10 protein-coding genes are annotated in these 14,832 nt (G+C 53.6%); all 10 read left to right on the top strand.

What is annotated here, in order from left to right:
• Positions 1 to 48: 48 nt before the first annotated feature.
• The 10 genes from K2G43_RS09330 to K2G43_RS09285 all read left to right on the top strand — a co-directional run bounded on the left by K2G43_RS09330 (position 49) and on the right by K2G43_RS09285 (position 14,574).
• Entirely contained in the window at positions 49 to 903 is an 855-nt protein-coding gene (locus tag K2G43_RS09330; RefSeq protein ID WP_297642615.1) for an ATP-binding cassette domain-containing protein, read from the top strand.
• Complete coding sequence (locus K2G43_RS09325) at positions 900 to 1,745, top strand: hypothetical protein (RefSeq protein ID WP_297642616.1); 846 nt, start codon at positions 900 to 902, stop codon at positions 1,743 to 1,745. Before K2G43_RS09330 ends, K2G43_RS09325 begins: the two co-directional genes overlap by 4 nt.
• 2 nt (positions 1,746 to 1,747) lie before the next feature.
• Positions 1,748 to 2,116 (top strand): GntR family transcriptional regulator, encoded by a 369-nt coding sequence (locus tag K2G43_RS09320; RefSeq protein WP_297642618.1) that lies wholly within the window; start codon positions 1,748 to 1,750, stop codon positions 2,114 to 2,116.
• Positions 2,117 to 2,129: 13 nt separating this feature from the next.
• The gene (locus K2G43_RS09315; protein ID WP_297642620.1) at positions 2,130 to 2,960 is read left to right on the top strand and encodes a hypothetical protein; all 831 of its coding nucleotides are present in this window, start codon (positions 2,130 to 2,132) and stop codon (positions 2,958 to 2,960) included.
• A 166-nt stretch (positions 2,961 to 3,126) separates the two neighbouring features.
• Complete coding sequence (locus K2G43_RS09310) at positions 3,127 to 4,437, top strand: anaerobic C4-dicarboxylate transporter (protein WP_300154494.1); 1,311 nt, start codon at positions 3,127 to 3,129, stop codon at positions 4,435 to 4,437.
• A gap of 482 nt (positions 4,438 to 4,919) precedes the next feature.
• Positions 4,920 to 5,486: an RNA polymerase sigma-70 factor gene (locus K2G43_RS09305; protein ID WP_297642624.1), complete on the top strand. Its 567-nt coding sequence runs from the start codon at positions 4,920 to 4,922 to the stop codon at positions 5,484 to 5,486.
• Positions 5,487 to 5,543: 57 nt separating this feature from the next.
• Positions 5,544 to 6,467 carry a FecR domain-containing protein gene (locus K2G43_RS09300; RefSeq protein ID WP_300154491.1) on the top strand — a complete coding sequence of 308 codons (924 nt, stop codon included), beginning with the start codon at positions 5,544 to 5,546 and terminating at the stop codon, positions 6,465 to 6,467.
• A 227-nt stretch (positions 6,468 to 6,694) separates the two neighbouring features.
• Complete coding sequence (locus tag K2G43_RS09295; RefSeq protein ID WP_300154488.1) at positions 6,695 to 9,976, top strand: TonB-dependent receptor; 3,282 nt, start codon at positions 6,695 to 6,697, stop codon at positions 9,974 to 9,976.
• A 13-nt stretch (positions 9,977 to 9,989) separates the two neighbouring features.
• Positions 9,990 to 11,546, top strand: coding sequence for a RagB/SusD family nutrient uptake outer membrane protein (locus K2G43_RS09290; protein ID WP_300154485.1), 1,557 nt, complete (start codon positions 9,990 to 9,992; stop codon positions 11,544 to 11,546).
• A 358-nt stretch (positions 11,547 to 11,904) separates the two neighbouring features.
• On the top strand, positions 11,905 to 14,574 hold the full coding sequence (locus K2G43_RS09285; RefSeq protein WP_300154482.1) for a glycoside hydrolase family 2 TIM barrel-domain containing protein: 2,670 nt from the start codon (positions 11,905 to 11,907) through the stop codon (positions 14,572 to 14,574).
• Positions 14,575 to 14,832: the final 258 nt, after the last annotated feature.

Below are 14,832 nucleotides of genomic sequence, written 5' to 3'. Positions count from 1 at the left end.
ATCATACTAATACACTTAATCTGTAAGATATATAAATTATATAAGCGTATGCTACAAGTAGAAAATCTTTCGTTTAGTTATCACAAAGGTAAAAAGGAAGTCCTGAGTGATTTCTCTCTTTCGCTGGAAAAGGGGCGGGTTTATGGTTTGCTGGGCAAGAATGGAACCGGTAAATCGACTTTGCTTTATTTGATGAGCGGTTTGCTTACCCCCAAGCAGGGAAGAGTGCTGTATGGTGACGTAGATGTACGTCGTCGGTTGCCTGTCACGCTACAGGACATGTTTTTGGTGCCGGAGGAGTTTGATTTGCCGGCTGTCTCTTTGGTCAGCTACATTGAGTTGAACAGTCCGTTTTATCCTCGTTTCAGCAAGGAGGATATGGTGAAGTATCTTCATTTTTTTGAGATGGATTTGGATGTTGACTTGGGGGCTTTGTCCATGGGACAGAAGAAGAAGATCTTTATGAGCTTTGCATTGGCCGCCAACACCTCGTTGCTGCTGATGGACGAACCGACCAATGGGCTGGACATCCCGGGAAAGAGCCAGTTCCGCAAATTTCTGGCATCGGGAATGTCGGATGAGAAGACCATCGTCATCTCCACACACCAGGTGCGCGACATTGACAAAGTGCTGGATCATGTGCTGATTATGGATAATAGCCGGGTGTTGCTGGACGAATCCATCTCTCGCATTTGCAATAAATTGCTTTTTATGGAGAGCGATGACAGAGAGCTTGCCAAGCATGCCTTATATACGTTGCCCTCTCTGCAAGGCAATCTGCTGATGCTACCCAATACGGAAGGTGCGGAGTCTGAGATTAATCTTGAGCTGCTGTTTGGTGCCACGCTTGCGACACCGGAGAAGATGGCAGCCATATTTCACCCTAAAACAAACGAACAATGATACGCGATACTTTTTTTAGTTTGCCTCGTTTTGTGAACGTATGTCGCAAAGAGATGGTAGAGGGCTGGAAAGCCAATCTGCTGCGTGTGGTACTGATGTATGGCATGCTGGCCTTGGTGCTTGTCTGGAATGGAATGATTGAATACGGTGGTTATAATAGAAGCGTGGAAGATCTGGAGAGGCATATCTGGAGGTTCGGCGTGCTGGCTTTTGTCTGGGGACTTGTCATCATGGGATGCCTCAGTGCTTCGTTTACGATGGAGCGCATGAAGACCAAGAACAACCGGTTGTCCGTGCTGATGACACCTGCCACAATGTTCGAGAAGTTCTTTGCACGCTGGCTGGTGTTTACGTTCGGTTTTCTGTTGGCCTATCTTGTGGCGTATAAGTTGGCGGATTGGACTCGGATGCTCTTTCTGATGGTGAAGCATCCCGGCATGGAGAGTGTGGGGAGTGTCCCGTTGCTTTCGCTGTTGGTGGAAGGCGGTAGGAACAGCCTGGCCAATTGGACGCTTTTCGGGGATTGCGGCTATTTCATGATGGCGGTGGGCGGCTATTTCCTGTTTCAGTCTTGTTTCGTGCTTGGCAGCTCTGTGTGGCCCAAGAACGCTTTCATGAAGACTTTTGTTGCCGGAGTGGTGATAGTCATCAGTTACGTTTTGGTAGGTTCTCTGACAGTTAAATTGTTTTGGAATGCAAGTTATATGATAAATAATCCGAATGAACCTTCGGAGGAGACTATGAAGCTGTTGATAACGTTGTTCAGTTTTGGCATGACCCTCTTCAACTGGGTGCTTGCTTATTTTCGCTTCAAGGAATCGGAAATCATAAATCGTTGGTAACCATGAACTTCAAGGAGAGTAAAGCCATCTACCTGCAAATAGCAGACCGCATCTGTGACGAGGTGATCCTCGGTCAGTATCAGGAGGAAGAACGTATCCCTTCTGTGCGTGAGTATGCGGCTGTGGTAGAGGTCAATGCCAATACGGTGATGCGTTCTTACGATTACCTCCAGTCGCAGGGGGTGATTTACAACAAGCGTGGCATCGGTTACTTTGTGTCGGTGGGCGCACGCGAGTTGATTCTTTCGCTGCGGAAGGAGTACTTCCTGAAAGAGGAGGTGGATTATTTCTTTAAACAGATTTTCACGCTGGGCATTTCTGCCGAAGAAGTGGCGGAAATGTACCGGGAGTTTATCAAGCAACAAAAATAAAAAAAGAGGGCTTATGAAACGAACAACTTATATCATGATAGGGATGCTGATGGCCGGCCTGGTGCTGGTGTGCGGCATCGTATTTTATCTTTCCCGTTATACCGTCGCTTGGGAAGATACATTTTGGGAAATCGGCGGAAGCCGGAAAACGGTGCAGTTGCCGCCTTGCCGGGTGGTGAAGCTGACGGAACCGACACCCGTATGGAGGCAGAAGCGGGAAGGCATTGTCGAGTGCGAACGGTCGTTCTCGTTCAGGGAGGTGCCGCTGACGGTCACTTCTGGTGATTCCCTGCAAGGCACTCTTTCCTATGCCGGCGATATGGAATCTTTGATGTCCATCACTTCCGTTGGCGACACCTTGTCTATCGCTTTCAATTTTCCGGAAGATAAACTGGAGGAGCGTTTCCGGGAGGAGAACTGGATAAAACTTCGGTCTGCCGGGATGGCTTTGGAATTGCCTGCCGGTGTGCAGAGTGTTCTGGTGGATGTGGAGAGTATGGAAACCATGTTCAAGGGTGTGTGTCGCGATACGTTTTTCTTCCGGGTGTGCGACTTGGCGCGGGTGGAAGATTGCCACATCCTTTCGCTGGCTGCGCAGGCCCGGACCTTACGCCTCCATAGCGGTGAAGTGCACGACCTGCATCTGAATCTGGATAAGATATCCGACTGGCGTGTGGATGTTGATTCGTTCCGCATCGGTACGGAGCATCTGTCCGGCAGTGGCACACATCGCAATGTTTTGCAGAAGGGGGAATGCCGTCAGGTCATCTGGACTCCGTTGGATGAAGATGCCGCCCTGAATGTGCGGATGCGGCAGGCGGGCAAGATCGAACTGGGCGAATAACCGTAGTCTCTTATTTGCAGGAGTTAGAGGAGTTGTCACTCCTTTAACTCCCATAACTTCTCTAAATGAAAAAGCCCTGCCAGCCGGACCATTCTTTCCCCTGTATAGTATTTTTTCTCATGCCTTTTGCATATCTTTGTCCATCAATCAAAAAATAGAAAGAAGTATGGTCTTGCAACTGGCATTTGTATTGGTCGCTATTATCGTAGGTGCCCGTTTGGGGGGTATCGGACTTGGAGTGATGGGCGGAATCGGTTTGGCGGTTCTGACGTTTGGTTTCGGATTGCAACCTACCTCTCCTCCCATCGACGTGATGCTGATGATAGCTGCCGTCATTTCCGCAGCTTCGTGTATGCAGGCGGCGGGCGGATTGGACTATTTGGTGAAACTGGCGGAACAACTGTTGCGCAGAAATCCGTCGCACGTCACCATCCTGAGCCCGATTGTGACCTACCTTTTCACATTTGTTGCCGGCACGGGACACGTCGCCTATTCGGTGCTTCCCGTCATAGCCGAGGTGGCGAAGGAGACCAACATCCGACCGGAAAGGCCGTTGGGCATTGCAGTGATCGCTTCGCAGCAGGCCATTACGGCAAGTCCCATTTCGGCAGCTACCGTCGCGTTGCTCGGACTGCTGGCCGGATTCGATGTCTCGCTGATTGATATCTTGAAGATTACGGTACCTGCCACTGCCATCGGCGTGCTTGTAGGGGCCCTGTTCTCCATGAAGGTGGGGAAAGAGCTGACGGATGACCCCGAATACCGGAAGAGACTGGCGGAAGGCTATCTGGATGTTCCCAAAGTGGAGATAGAGGATGTGCGCAATAAGCGGAACGCTGTATTGTCCGTATGGGTCTTCCTTCTTGCCACGGTTTTCATTGTCCTTTTCGGTTCGTTCGACAGTTGGCGTCCTTCGTTCACGGTGGAGGGCAAGACGGTTCAGTTGGGAATGTCCTACATCATCGAAATCATCATGTTGTCTGCCGCTGCCCTCATCCTTTTATTGACACGGACAGATGGAATAAGGGCGACGCAAGGTTCGGTATTCTCGGCAGGCATGCAGGCGGTGATAGCCATATTTGGTATTGCCTGGATGGGGGATACGTTCTTGCAGGGGAACATGCTTTTGCTGACCCGCTCCATTGAAGGAATAGTGAGTGAGATGCCTTGGTTGTTCGGTATAGCCCTGTTCATCATGTCGATTCTGCTTTATAGCCAGGCGGCTACAGTGCGTGCCTTGATGCCTTTGGGTATAGCTTTGGGAATTTCGCCTTGGGTGTTGATTGCCCTGTTTCCTGCCGTGAACGGTTATTTCTTCATCCCCAATTATCCGACGGTGGTGGCGGCTATTAACTTCGACCGTACCGGAACCACGCGAATCGGCAAGTATGTGCTGAACCATTCGTTCATGATGCCGGGAATGGTGGCGACGGTGGTGGCTATCGGGTTGGGGTTGCTTTTTATCAGATTGTATTAGAAATATCCCCGAAACCCTTGACTTTACCTTTCGGATTTCGTATATTTGCACTCGTTATTCCATCGTACATTCCCTTTGAAATTAGCATAAACGGAGCGGTATCTTCGCTCCGTTTTTTTTATGTCCGTGCGTTTCGTTCCGTTTCCTGTCCTGTACTTTGTCTCCTTAATCCTGCACTTTATCTTTCTAATCCTATACTTTATCTTCCCGAAGGTGGCATCTCAACGGGTATAATCCTGTAGCTCTTGGCCGAAAACATACGACCTTCCGGAGGAAAACATCCGGGCTTTCGGGTAGAAAGCAAGGATGTTGTGGAAGGAGAGGTGCGCTGTTGTGGGAGAATCTCTCTTCTGTTAAACTTCCATAAATCTGCTCTTGACAAGAAAATGAGGATATTTTTCTTGGAAGATTGCGGGCTTGTATATAATTTTGTATTGCTTTGCCCGGTTTTCCGGACGGAGATGGTTGAAATAAAAATACTTATGAAAGAAAAACACCCGCAGAGTGAGCGTGATGCGTTCAACCGGCTCTACTTGGACTATCAGCCGCGGTTCGTGCGTTTTGCCAATTCGTACATCCGCGATTTGCCTGTAGCGGAAGACATTGTTACGGAGTCATTGCTGTATTATTGGGAGAATCGGAATGCGCTCGTTGCAGAGTCGAATGTGCCGGCATACGTTCTGTCCGTCATCCGCAGCAAGTGTCTCAACTACCTGCGCCATCTGGAAGTGCGCGAGGACTATTCGCAAGCGGTGCGTGACTACTACGAATGGGATCTCAACACCCGTCTCGCCTCTTTGGAAGCCTGTGACCCATGCGAACTGTTTTCCGCCGAAATTCATGAATTGGTTAATGCCGCCTTTCGCCGGATGCCCGAAAAGACCTGCCGGATTTTCCGTATGCACCGTGTGGCGGGGAAGTCTTATCGGGAAATCGCCGAGACTACAGGACTGAGTGTGAAGGGAGTGGACTTCCATATCCAAAAGGCTTTGAAAATCCTCCGCAAGGAATTGAAAGATTATTTTCCCTTTTTTTTATTTTTCTGCTAGGAATGTCTCTTTCTGAAGTGCTTTACATACAGAGGCTGTGAAAAGCACAGGAGAAATATGGACAAAGAACTCTTATACCGTTATTTTGAAGGAACCGCTTCCCCGGATGAGGGAAGGCGGGTGAAGCAGTGGATGGAGGCCTCCGACGAGAACCGTCGGGCATTCTTCCGTGAACGCCGGCTGTTCGATGCCCTGCTGATGGCGGCGGACGAGGTGCCGGCCTACCGGCATCCGTCGTTGTTCCGGCGGGCAGGAAAGGCGTTGCTCAAGGTGGCGGCGGTAGCCGCGCTCACGCTGGTTCTTCAGCAGCTCTATTCCGGCTACGTGAAGGTCGGACAGGAACGCCAGACCGTTGTTGCCGTGCCTGCCGGACAGCGTGCCCATATCACCCTGCCCGATGGTACGGGCGTGTGGCTCAACGCGCGCTCCGAATTGCGCTATTCCACTTCATACAATGAGAAGCGGCGCGAGGTGGACTTGCAAGGTGAAGGCTATTTTGAGGTGGCGAAGGATGCGGACCGTCCTTTCGTGGTCCGCACGCAGGCATTCGGCATTGAGGCAACCGGAACTCGGTTTAATGTAGATGCCTACTCCGGCCATTCAGAGTTCGAGGTTGCGCTGATGGAAGGCGGGGTAAAGGTGTTCGATTGCCAGGCGACGGAGTTGCACCTTCAGCCCGGGCAGCGTGCCTACTGGAAGGAAGGGCAGCTGAATGTGGCGTGGATAGAGCATCAGGAGGACTATCGCTGGCGCGAGGGGCTGATCTGTTTCCGCGACGCGACCTTTGAAGGCATCCTCCAGCAATTCCGCAAGTCCTTCGGCATCCGCATCAAGATTCACAACGACGAGGTGCGCAGGTACACCTATACCGGCAAGTTCCGCCTATCCGACGGTGTGGACTACGCTTTGCGCGTGCTTCAGCGTGACATCCGCTTCCGCTATCAGAGGAACGATGAGACAGAAACCATCGATATTTACTAACCCATTAAAAAACAGTTTAGCCTATGGAAAACGAATAATACGGAAAAACACTTGAAGAAAACAGAGGGAAGCGACCGGCGCATGTTGGCGCATCGGGCCGGAACCGCCTCCCAATGGATTGTAAACTGAATGAAGTTCACTAAAATCGCTTTAAAATTATGAAGAATAACATTACCGAAGAGGGTTTCACGCATAAAAGCCCTCATTTTAAACAACTTTTTAGATGTATGAAACTTACTACACTTCTTTTAATAGTAGGAATACTTTGTGCCAATGCGGGGAACGTGTACTCGCAGGGTGCGAAGGTGAACATCAATCTCACTAACGCTCGTTTGAGTGCGGTCCTCAGCGAGATTGAGTCGCAGACCGATTACTTGTTCATTTATAACAACGAGGTAAACACGAACATCCCGGCATCCGTCAGCGCTACCGATGAAGCCGTCTCGAAGGTGCTCGACCGCGTGCTGAAAAGTACCGGCATCCGCTATGAGCTTGAAGGTTTGCACATCATCCTCTCCGCCAAGGAAGGGCGTGAGGTGGCTCAGCAGGCAAAGGCCGTCAAGGGCGTGGTGCTCGACACGAACGGCGAACCTGTCATCGGTGCCAATGTGCGTGTGAAGGGAACCACCGTCGGAACCATCACCGACCTGAACGGAAATTTCTCTCTGGATGCCGACTCCAAGTCCGTCATCGAGGTCTCCTTCATCGGCTACCTCACGCAGGAACTCGTGCCCGGCAAGCAGACCTCCCTGCGCATCATCCTGGAGGAAGACACCAAGATTCTTGACGAAGTGGTAGTCATCGGCTACGGCGTGCAGAAGAAGGCAGACCTGACCGGTTCCGTGGCAAATGTCAACACCGAGAAGCTGAACACCCAAAGCAACACCACCATCGGACAGGCGCTGCAAGGCAAAATCGCCGGTGTGGACATCGTTTCGCAGGGCGGTACGCCGGGCGGCGGCACCCGCATCATGGTGCGAGGCATCGGCACGCTCAACAATTCTTCGCCTCTCTACATCGTTGACGGCATGTATATGGACGGAATCGACCACATCAATCCCAACGACATCGCCAGCATCGACGTGCTGAAGGACGCTTCTTCCGCAGCCATCTACGGTTCGCGTGCCGCCAACGGCGTGGTCATCATCACCACCAAAGAGGGCTCGAACACCGAAGGCAAGCCTACCATCGACTTCTCTGCCAACATTGGCGTGAGCACTCCCTCGAAATACCTTGACCTGCTCGACGCGAAGGGATGGGCCGAAGTGACCTCTGTCTCCCGGCAGGCTGCCGGCATGCAGCCCCTCGACATGGCACAAGACCTCGCTTCCAAACCCGATAACGACTGGCAGGACATCATGTTCGGTCCCGCCCTGATGCAGAATTACAACCTCTCCGTGAAGGGAGGCGGTAAGTATAGCACTTACTATAACAGTATCGGCTACACCAATCAGGACGGTACGATGAAGGGTACCAACTACCAGCGCTATACCCTGCAGAGCAAGCAGGACTTCAAGCGCGGCATCTTCCAGGCCGGTACCAACGTGGTGTTGTCTTACGACCAGAACAAGCCTTTGCAGTCTGAAGTACGTGGCGGTATGGTGGGACACACCATCCAGGCAATCCCGACCCTTGCGCAGTACGACAATGAGCGCATCGGCGGTTACGGCGGCCTCTACGGCGACGTGGTGAACCTGAAGAATCCGTTGGCGATGACCGATGACGACCTCATGGAGCGTCGCAGCGAGAATGTGAAAATCTATGCCAACCTCTATGCCTCCATCGAACCGATTAAAGGATTGAAGTACAAGCTCAACTTCACCCCCGACTTCCAGTTCTACCGCAACAATATCTATGAGGGACTCTATGATTTCGGTCTGGACACCAACACGCTTACCGAGGTGAATGAGACGCAGACCCGTACCCGAAACATCCTCGTCGAGCACTTGCTCACCTTCGACCGCACCTTCGGCGACCACAAGGTGTCCGCTCTGGCAGGCTACAGCTATCAGGATACCCGTTATCGCTACTTCGCCGGTTCCGGACAGGGAATGCCCGAAGGTATCAAGGAGATTGACGCTGCCGCACAGGGCATCACCTCCAGCGGCTACAGCAACCGCAGTGTGCTGACTTCCATTCTGGGCCGTGTGTTCTACTCCTATAAGAACCGCTACCTCCTGACTGCCACCATCCGTCGGGACGGCTCGTCGAAGTTTGCCAAGGCCAATCGCTACGGTAACTTCCCTTCCGTGTCCGTAGGTTGGAACATGGCCGAAGAATCCTTCATCAAGGACAAGGTGCAGTGGCTCGACCAGTTGAAGCTGCGCGGCGGCTATGGCGTGCTGGGTAACCAGGAAATCAGCAACTACCAGTTTGTGTCTGTCGTGACAACGGGTATCAACTACCCGGACGGCAAGAGCGGACTCATTCAAGGTGCCTTCCCGAAGACCTTTGCCAACCCCGACATCAAGTGGGAGGAGACGGCAATGACCAACATCGGTATCGACTTCGTGGCACTGAACAACCGACTGTCGCTCACCGCTGACTGGTATGTCAAGAATACCAAGGACATCCTGCTCAACGTGCCCATCCCTATCTCTACCGGCGGTTCGAACGACCCTGTGCGCAATGCGGGCAAAATTCGCAATACCGGTATCGAATTCAACCTCGGCTGGAACGACCGCATCAACAGCGACCTCTCTTACGGCGTGAGCCTGCTGGGCACCTACAACAAGAACAAGGTGCTGGAGATGGGTTCTGAGTCGCAGGCCATTACCGGCGGAACCATCCACGGCGGCACCTACACCACCAAGACCTTGGCGGGCTATCCCATCGGCGGCTTCTGGCTCATCCGGACCGACGGATATTTCAATAGCGCTGCCGATGTACAGGCCTATCAGAAGGACGGCGTACTCATTCAGCCCAGTGCCGAACCGGGTGATGTCCGCTTTGTGGACGCCAACAACGACGGTACCATCAACGACGGCGACCGCGTCTATTGCGGCAGCCCCTTCCCGAAGTTCACGTATGCCCTCAACGGCAATGTGACCTATAAGAACTTCGACTTTGCCATCGGCTTCCAAGGTGTGTATGGCAATAAAATCTACAACGCCACCCGCCTGGAACTGGAGGATGTGACCCGTGGAACCAACTACCTGGCTTCCTGTCTTGACTATTGGACTCCGGAGAACACCAACGCCGCCCATCCACGTCTTATCTGGACCGACCCCAACCGTAACTCCCGTTCCGAGTCCGACCGTTGCCTGGAGAGTGGCTCCTACTTCCGCTTGCGCAGCCTGCAGGTGGGCTACACCTTCCCGAAGGCATGGATTGGCAGATGGTTGCAGAAGGCACGGGTGTATGCCAACGTCGAGAATCTCTTCACCATCACCAGCTACAGCGGCTACTCGCCCGATGTCAACTCGTCTGACGTCTATTCGCGTGGTTTCGATGAGTTCATCTACCCGTCCAACCGTACCTTTATGTTTGGCTTGAATGTTACATTTTAAATGAAAGACCATTATGAAACGAATCTACATATATTTGACTTCATGTATAGTTTCGGCGGCCAGTCTGTTTGTCTCTTGCGACAGTCAGCTGGATCAGGTGAATCCGAACCAGGCCACCGAAGACACGTTCTGGAAGAACGAAGCAGACTTTGAACTGGCGCTCACCTCGTGCTACACCCCGTTGAAGAATGCCCTGAACGGTGGCTATTACGGCACCCGTGGGGTAATGATGCGCATTGCCCGTGCCGACGAGGTGGAGTTCCGCAACGACATCAGCGATGTGTTCCAGGCGTGCTACTTCACCAACACCAACGGCAACTCCCTTTCGCAAGGTATGTTCTATCAGTTCTACAATGCCCTCTACCGCACCAACTCCATCATGCAGAAACTGGAGGAGAAGGGCGGGAACTTCTCGAAGGAGTTCATCGACAAGGTGAAGGGCGAGTGCCTCTTCATCCGGGGATTCTACCTCTTCCAGTTAGGTAAGGAGTTCAAGGACGCTCCGCTGCGCCTCACGGCTTCCCAGTCTCCGGCCACCTTCCCGTTGGAGAAGTCCACCCAAGCCGAAATCTGGGCGCAGGCAGAAAGTGACCTGAGCACCGCAGCCGGCTTGCTGCCCGTGAAGAACGAGGTTGTCGGCAAACCGACCAAGGGTGCCGCTCTTGCCGTGCTGGGCAAGGTGTATGTCTATGGAGAACAGTTTGAGAAAGCCATCACTGCTTTGGAGCCGCTGACCGCTTCGCCCTACACCTACAAGCTGGTGGATGACTTCGCATGGAACTTCGACGAGGCGCACGAGAACAACGAGGAGAGCATCTTCGAACTGCTCATGGAGCCTGTAGGCGGTACCGACATCTGGGGCAATGGCGAGAACATCAACTCTAGCCAGACCAATACCCGTCCGAAAGAGTATGCGGCTCCCGAGGCCGGCGGCTGGTACGAAGCCACTCCCACGCAGCAGATGATGGATCTCTTCTGGGTGGAAAAAGACAAGGATGGTGATTTCGACTACCGTGCCCGCGCTTCGGTGGCTTGGGATTACGAGGGCTGCATGTACTACCTGAAACCCTTCCGTGAAATTTTCAAGGAGGACAAGTGGAACACTTACTGGCTGTTGAAGTACCAGAACTGGAACACTGCTTCTTCCGAAGTATCACCTCCTATGTCGTGCATTAACGAGCGTGCTGTCCGCTACGACGAGGTCATTTTGCTCCTTGCCGAAGCCTACCTGCGCAGTGCTTCCCAGCAGAACCTGCCGAAGGCGGTTGGCTACATCAACCAGATTCGCCGCCGTGCCAACCTGAACGACTACAGCGGAGCCATGACCCAAGAGGCCATCTTTGCCGACCTGGAGCACCAGCGTGCCATCGAATTCTTTGTGGACGGCGAGCGCTTCTACGACCTGCGCCGATGGGGGCTGCTCGAAGAGCGCATCAGAACCTGCAACGAGGTGCGTTACAAGCAGCTCATGACGGGCAAGACAGGCAATACCAACCGTTATTATTACTATCCTATTCCCTCGAAGGAGCTGGAGACCAACCCGCTTTGCACGCCGAATGAGGGATGGTAAACAGATTTCTCCCCTGAGTGGATTAGTTTTCAATAGGTAGCATGAGACCGGCTGCCTTCCTCGGCAACAAGGAGGGGCCGGTCTCTCTTTTATACATCATCCCCGTTGGCGGGATTAATTCGCAACTCTGTTTTCTGGGGCTTTTAACAGACTGATTATCAGGTGATGGAAAGTGGGTTGACAGACACTTGTGTCCAACGTGACAGACACTTGTGTTCAAGCCGACAGACACAAGTGTTTGAGACGACAGACGCAAGTGTCTGTCAAACCGGGGAATATAGGGGGGAATTGCAGAAGTTATTTTCTGGCCGATTTCGTTTCGCCAACAATTTCATTATCTATATAATTTAAACTTTACATGAAAAAGCAGATTACATTCCTTTGGCTGCTCTTCTTCTTCCTGATGGCAAGAGCTGCCCATCAGCCCGAGTTCTCGACGGCGGGCTTTTTCCAACTCCCCGAATCGGGGCGTGAGGTCTTCTCCATGAATCCCGCATGGCGTTTCCACAAGGGGGCCGTGTCGGGTGCCGAGGCACCGGCCTTCGACGATGCGCAGTGGGCGGTGGTCTCCTTGCCTCATGGCATCGACTACCTGCCCACCGAGGCGAGCGGCTGTGTGAACTATCAGGGCGAGGTGTGGTACCGCAAACGCTTCACTCCCGATGCCCGCCTGAAGGGGAAGAAGCTCTTCCTGCACTTCGAGGCAATCATGGGCAAGAGCAAGGTCTATCTGAACGGACGGCTCCTGACCGAGCATTTCGGCGGTTACCTGCCTGTGGTGGCAGACCTCACCGACGGCATCGACTGGACGGGCGAGAACATTCTCGCCGTCTGGGCAGACAACTGCGACGACCCCACCTATCCGCCCGGCAAGGCGCAGGACGTGCTCGACTATACCTACTTCGGCGGTATCTACCGCGACTGCTGGCTCGTGGCGCACGACAGGTTGCACATCACCGACCCCAACTTCGAGGACGTGGTGGCAGGCGGAGGTCTCTTTGTCTCTTACGACCGGGTGAGCGAGGCTTCTGCCCAGGTCCGTTTCCGGCTTCATGTGCGCAACGAGCGTCCGAAGTCGTTTGCCGGTGTCGTTGAGTTCCAATTGCTCCGGCCCGACGGTGAGCAGGCGGCATTGGTCAACCGCACCTTCTCCGCCAAGGCGGGGCGTGCCGTGACGGTGGACGAAAACGTCGTGCTCAAGCAACCCTGCCTGTGGTCGCCCGAGCAACCGCAGCTCTACAACCTGCTGGTCCGCATCCGTGACAACAACGGACAGGTCATCGATGGCTACCGCCGGCGCATCGGCGTGCGGAGCGTGGAGTTCAAGGGCGAGGAGGGCTTTTGGCTCAACGGCAAGCCCTACGAGGGACCCCTTATCGGCGCCAACCGCCACCAGGACTTCGCCGTGGTGGGCAATGCCGTGCCCAACAGCCTGCACTGGCGCGATGCGAAGAAGTTGCGCGATGCCGGGCTGAAGGTCATCCGCAACGCCCATTGCCCGCAAGATCCTGCTTTCATGGACGCTTGCGATGAATTGGGCCTGTTCGTGCTCGACAACACCCCCGGCTGGCAGTTCTGGAACGATGCCCCTGTCTTCGCCCAACGCGTGTATAGCGACATCCGCAACCTGGTGCGCCGCGACCGCAACCACGCCTGCCTGTGGATGTGGGAACCCATCCTCAACGAGACCTGGTATCCTGCCGACTTCGCACGGACAACCCGCACCATCGTCGAGGAGGAGTATCCGTATCCCTACTGCTACTCCGGCTGCGACGCGACCGCTCGCGGACACGAGTACTACGACATCCAGTTCACCCATCCGGCCAACGGCAAGGGAGGTGCTTTCAATGCCAAAGAGCGTGACCCGAAGATTTCCTACTTCACCCGCGAGTGGGGCGATAACGTGGACGACTGGAGTTCGCACAACTCACCCAGTCGCGTGGCACGCAACTGGGGTGAGCACGCCATGCTTGTGCAGGCACGTCACTACGCCCATCCGCCTTATACCTATACCTCCTACGACGCACTCTACCGCACTCCGCGGCAGCACGTGGGCGGTTGCCTGTGGCACTCGTTCGACCATCAGCGCGGCTACCATCCCGACCCCTTCTATGGCGGTATCATGGATGTGTTCCGTCAGCCCAAATACTCTTATTATATGTTCCAGTCGCAGCGTTCGGCACAGCAGGAGGATTGTCTCTTCCAGACGGGGCCCATGGTCTATATCGCCCATGAGATGACGCCCTTCTCGCCTGCCGATGTCACCGTCTTCTCCAACTGCGAGGAGGTGCGCCTCACCTACAACAAGGATGGCAAGACTTTCACGTACCGTAAGCCGGTGGGGCAGGAAGGGATGCCTTCGCCCGTCATCACCTTCGAGGGCGTGTACGACTTCATGATTGACAAATATATGTCGATGAACGAGCGGAAGCAGGACGAGGTCTTCTTCCTTGCCGAAGGACTTATAGGCGGACAGGTGGTGGCTACCCACAAGGTATGTCCCGCCCGCCGTCCGGAGAAGCTCCTGCTTTGGGTGGACAACGAGCAGACCGAGCTGCGTGCCGACGGTTCGGACGCGGTGGTCGTAGTGGCAGCCATTGCCGACCGTAACGGAAACATCAAGCGGCTCAACAATGACTATGTGAAGTTCCGTGTAGAGGGAGAGGGACGCATCCTTGGCGGTGCCGACGTACTGGCGAATCCCGCTCCGGTGAAGTGGGGCACGGCACCTGTGCTCATCCAGTCCACCTTGCGTCCCGGCACCATCAAGGTGACGGCAAGTGTACTCTTCGAAGGCTCGCAGATGCCCGTCAGCGGCAGCGTGGAGCTGGTGAGTGTGCCTGCCGCTCATCCGCAGGTCTATTCTGCCGCTGAGGCGGCTCTCATTCCTGCCGTTACCGGCAGTGCCCTTTCCGCCACATTGAAGACTGCCGCTGACCTGGAGGTAGAGCAGCAGCAACGCGAAGCCGCCAACCGGAAACTGAAGGAAGTGGAGCAGCAGCAACAAGACTTCGGCGAGAAGAAGTGAGCCTGACGAACTGAATTGAGAAACATACATGAAGGTAAAGTCAAAACTCATCATGGCACACAGATAACGCAGAATAAACAGATAAGCACAGATTCTTTATTAAAGTCAATCAGATAAAATCTGCGGTCATCTATTTATTCTGCGTTAAGTGTGTGCTATTCGGCATTTTGACATGTCTTCTCGGCTCACCCGATAATCATTGGGGGTAACTATTTGTAGTTTTCTTTAAAGTGATTACTTTTGTAATATGACAGAAGC

This window comes from Bacteroides sp., assembly GCF_029057325.1.
Lineage (GTDB): Bacteria > Bacteroidota > Bacteroidia > Bacteroidales > Bacteroidaceae > Bacteroides.
Note: the sequence above shows the minus strand (reverse complement) of the source record. Positions and strands in the feature narration are given on the sequence as shown.

What these genes read in the sequence shown, in the direction of transcription:
- K2G43_RS09295 (WP_300154488.1), top strand. Translation starts at nt 6,695, where the DNA reads ATGAAACTTACTACACTTCTTTTAATAGTAGGAATACTTTGTGCCAAT.
- K2G43_RS09320 (WP_297642618.1), top strand. Translation starts at nt 1,748, where the DNA reads ATGAACTTCAAGGAGAGTAAAGCCATCTACCTGCAAATAGCAGACCGC.
- K2G43_RS09300 (WP_300154491.1), top strand. Translation starts at nt 5,544, where the DNA reads ATGGACAAAGAACTCTTATACCGTTATTTTGAAGGAACCGCTTCCCCG.
- K2G43_RS09330 (WP_297642615.1), top strand. Translation starts at nt 49, where the DNA reads ATGCTACAAGTAGAAAATCTTTCGTTTAGTTATCACAAAGGTAAAAAG.
- K2G43_RS09310 (WP_300154494.1), top strand. Translation starts at nt 3,127, where the DNA reads ATGGTCTTGCAACTGGCATTTGTATTGGTCGCTATTATCGTAGGTGCC.
- K2G43_RS09325 (WP_297642616.1), top strand. Translation starts at nt 900, where the DNA reads ATGATACGCGATACTTTTTTTAGTTTGCCTCGTTTTGTGAACGTATGT.
- K2G43_RS09290 (WP_300154485.1), top strand. Translation starts at nt 9,990, where the DNA reads ATGAAACGAATCTACATATATTTGACTTCATGTATAGTTTCGGCGGCC.
- K2G43_RS09305 (WP_297642624.1), top strand. Translation starts at nt 4,920, where the DNA reads ATGAAAGAAAAACACCCGCAGAGTGAGCGTGATGCGTTCAACCGGCTC.
- K2G43_RS09285 (WP_300154482.1), top strand. Translation starts at nt 11,905, where the DNA reads ATGAAAAAGCAGATTACATTCCTTTGGCTGCTCTTCTTCTTCCTGATG.
- K2G43_RS09315 (WP_297642620.1), top strand. Translation starts at nt 2,130, where the DNA reads ATGAAACGAACAACTTATATCATGATAGGGATGCTGATGGCCGGCCTG.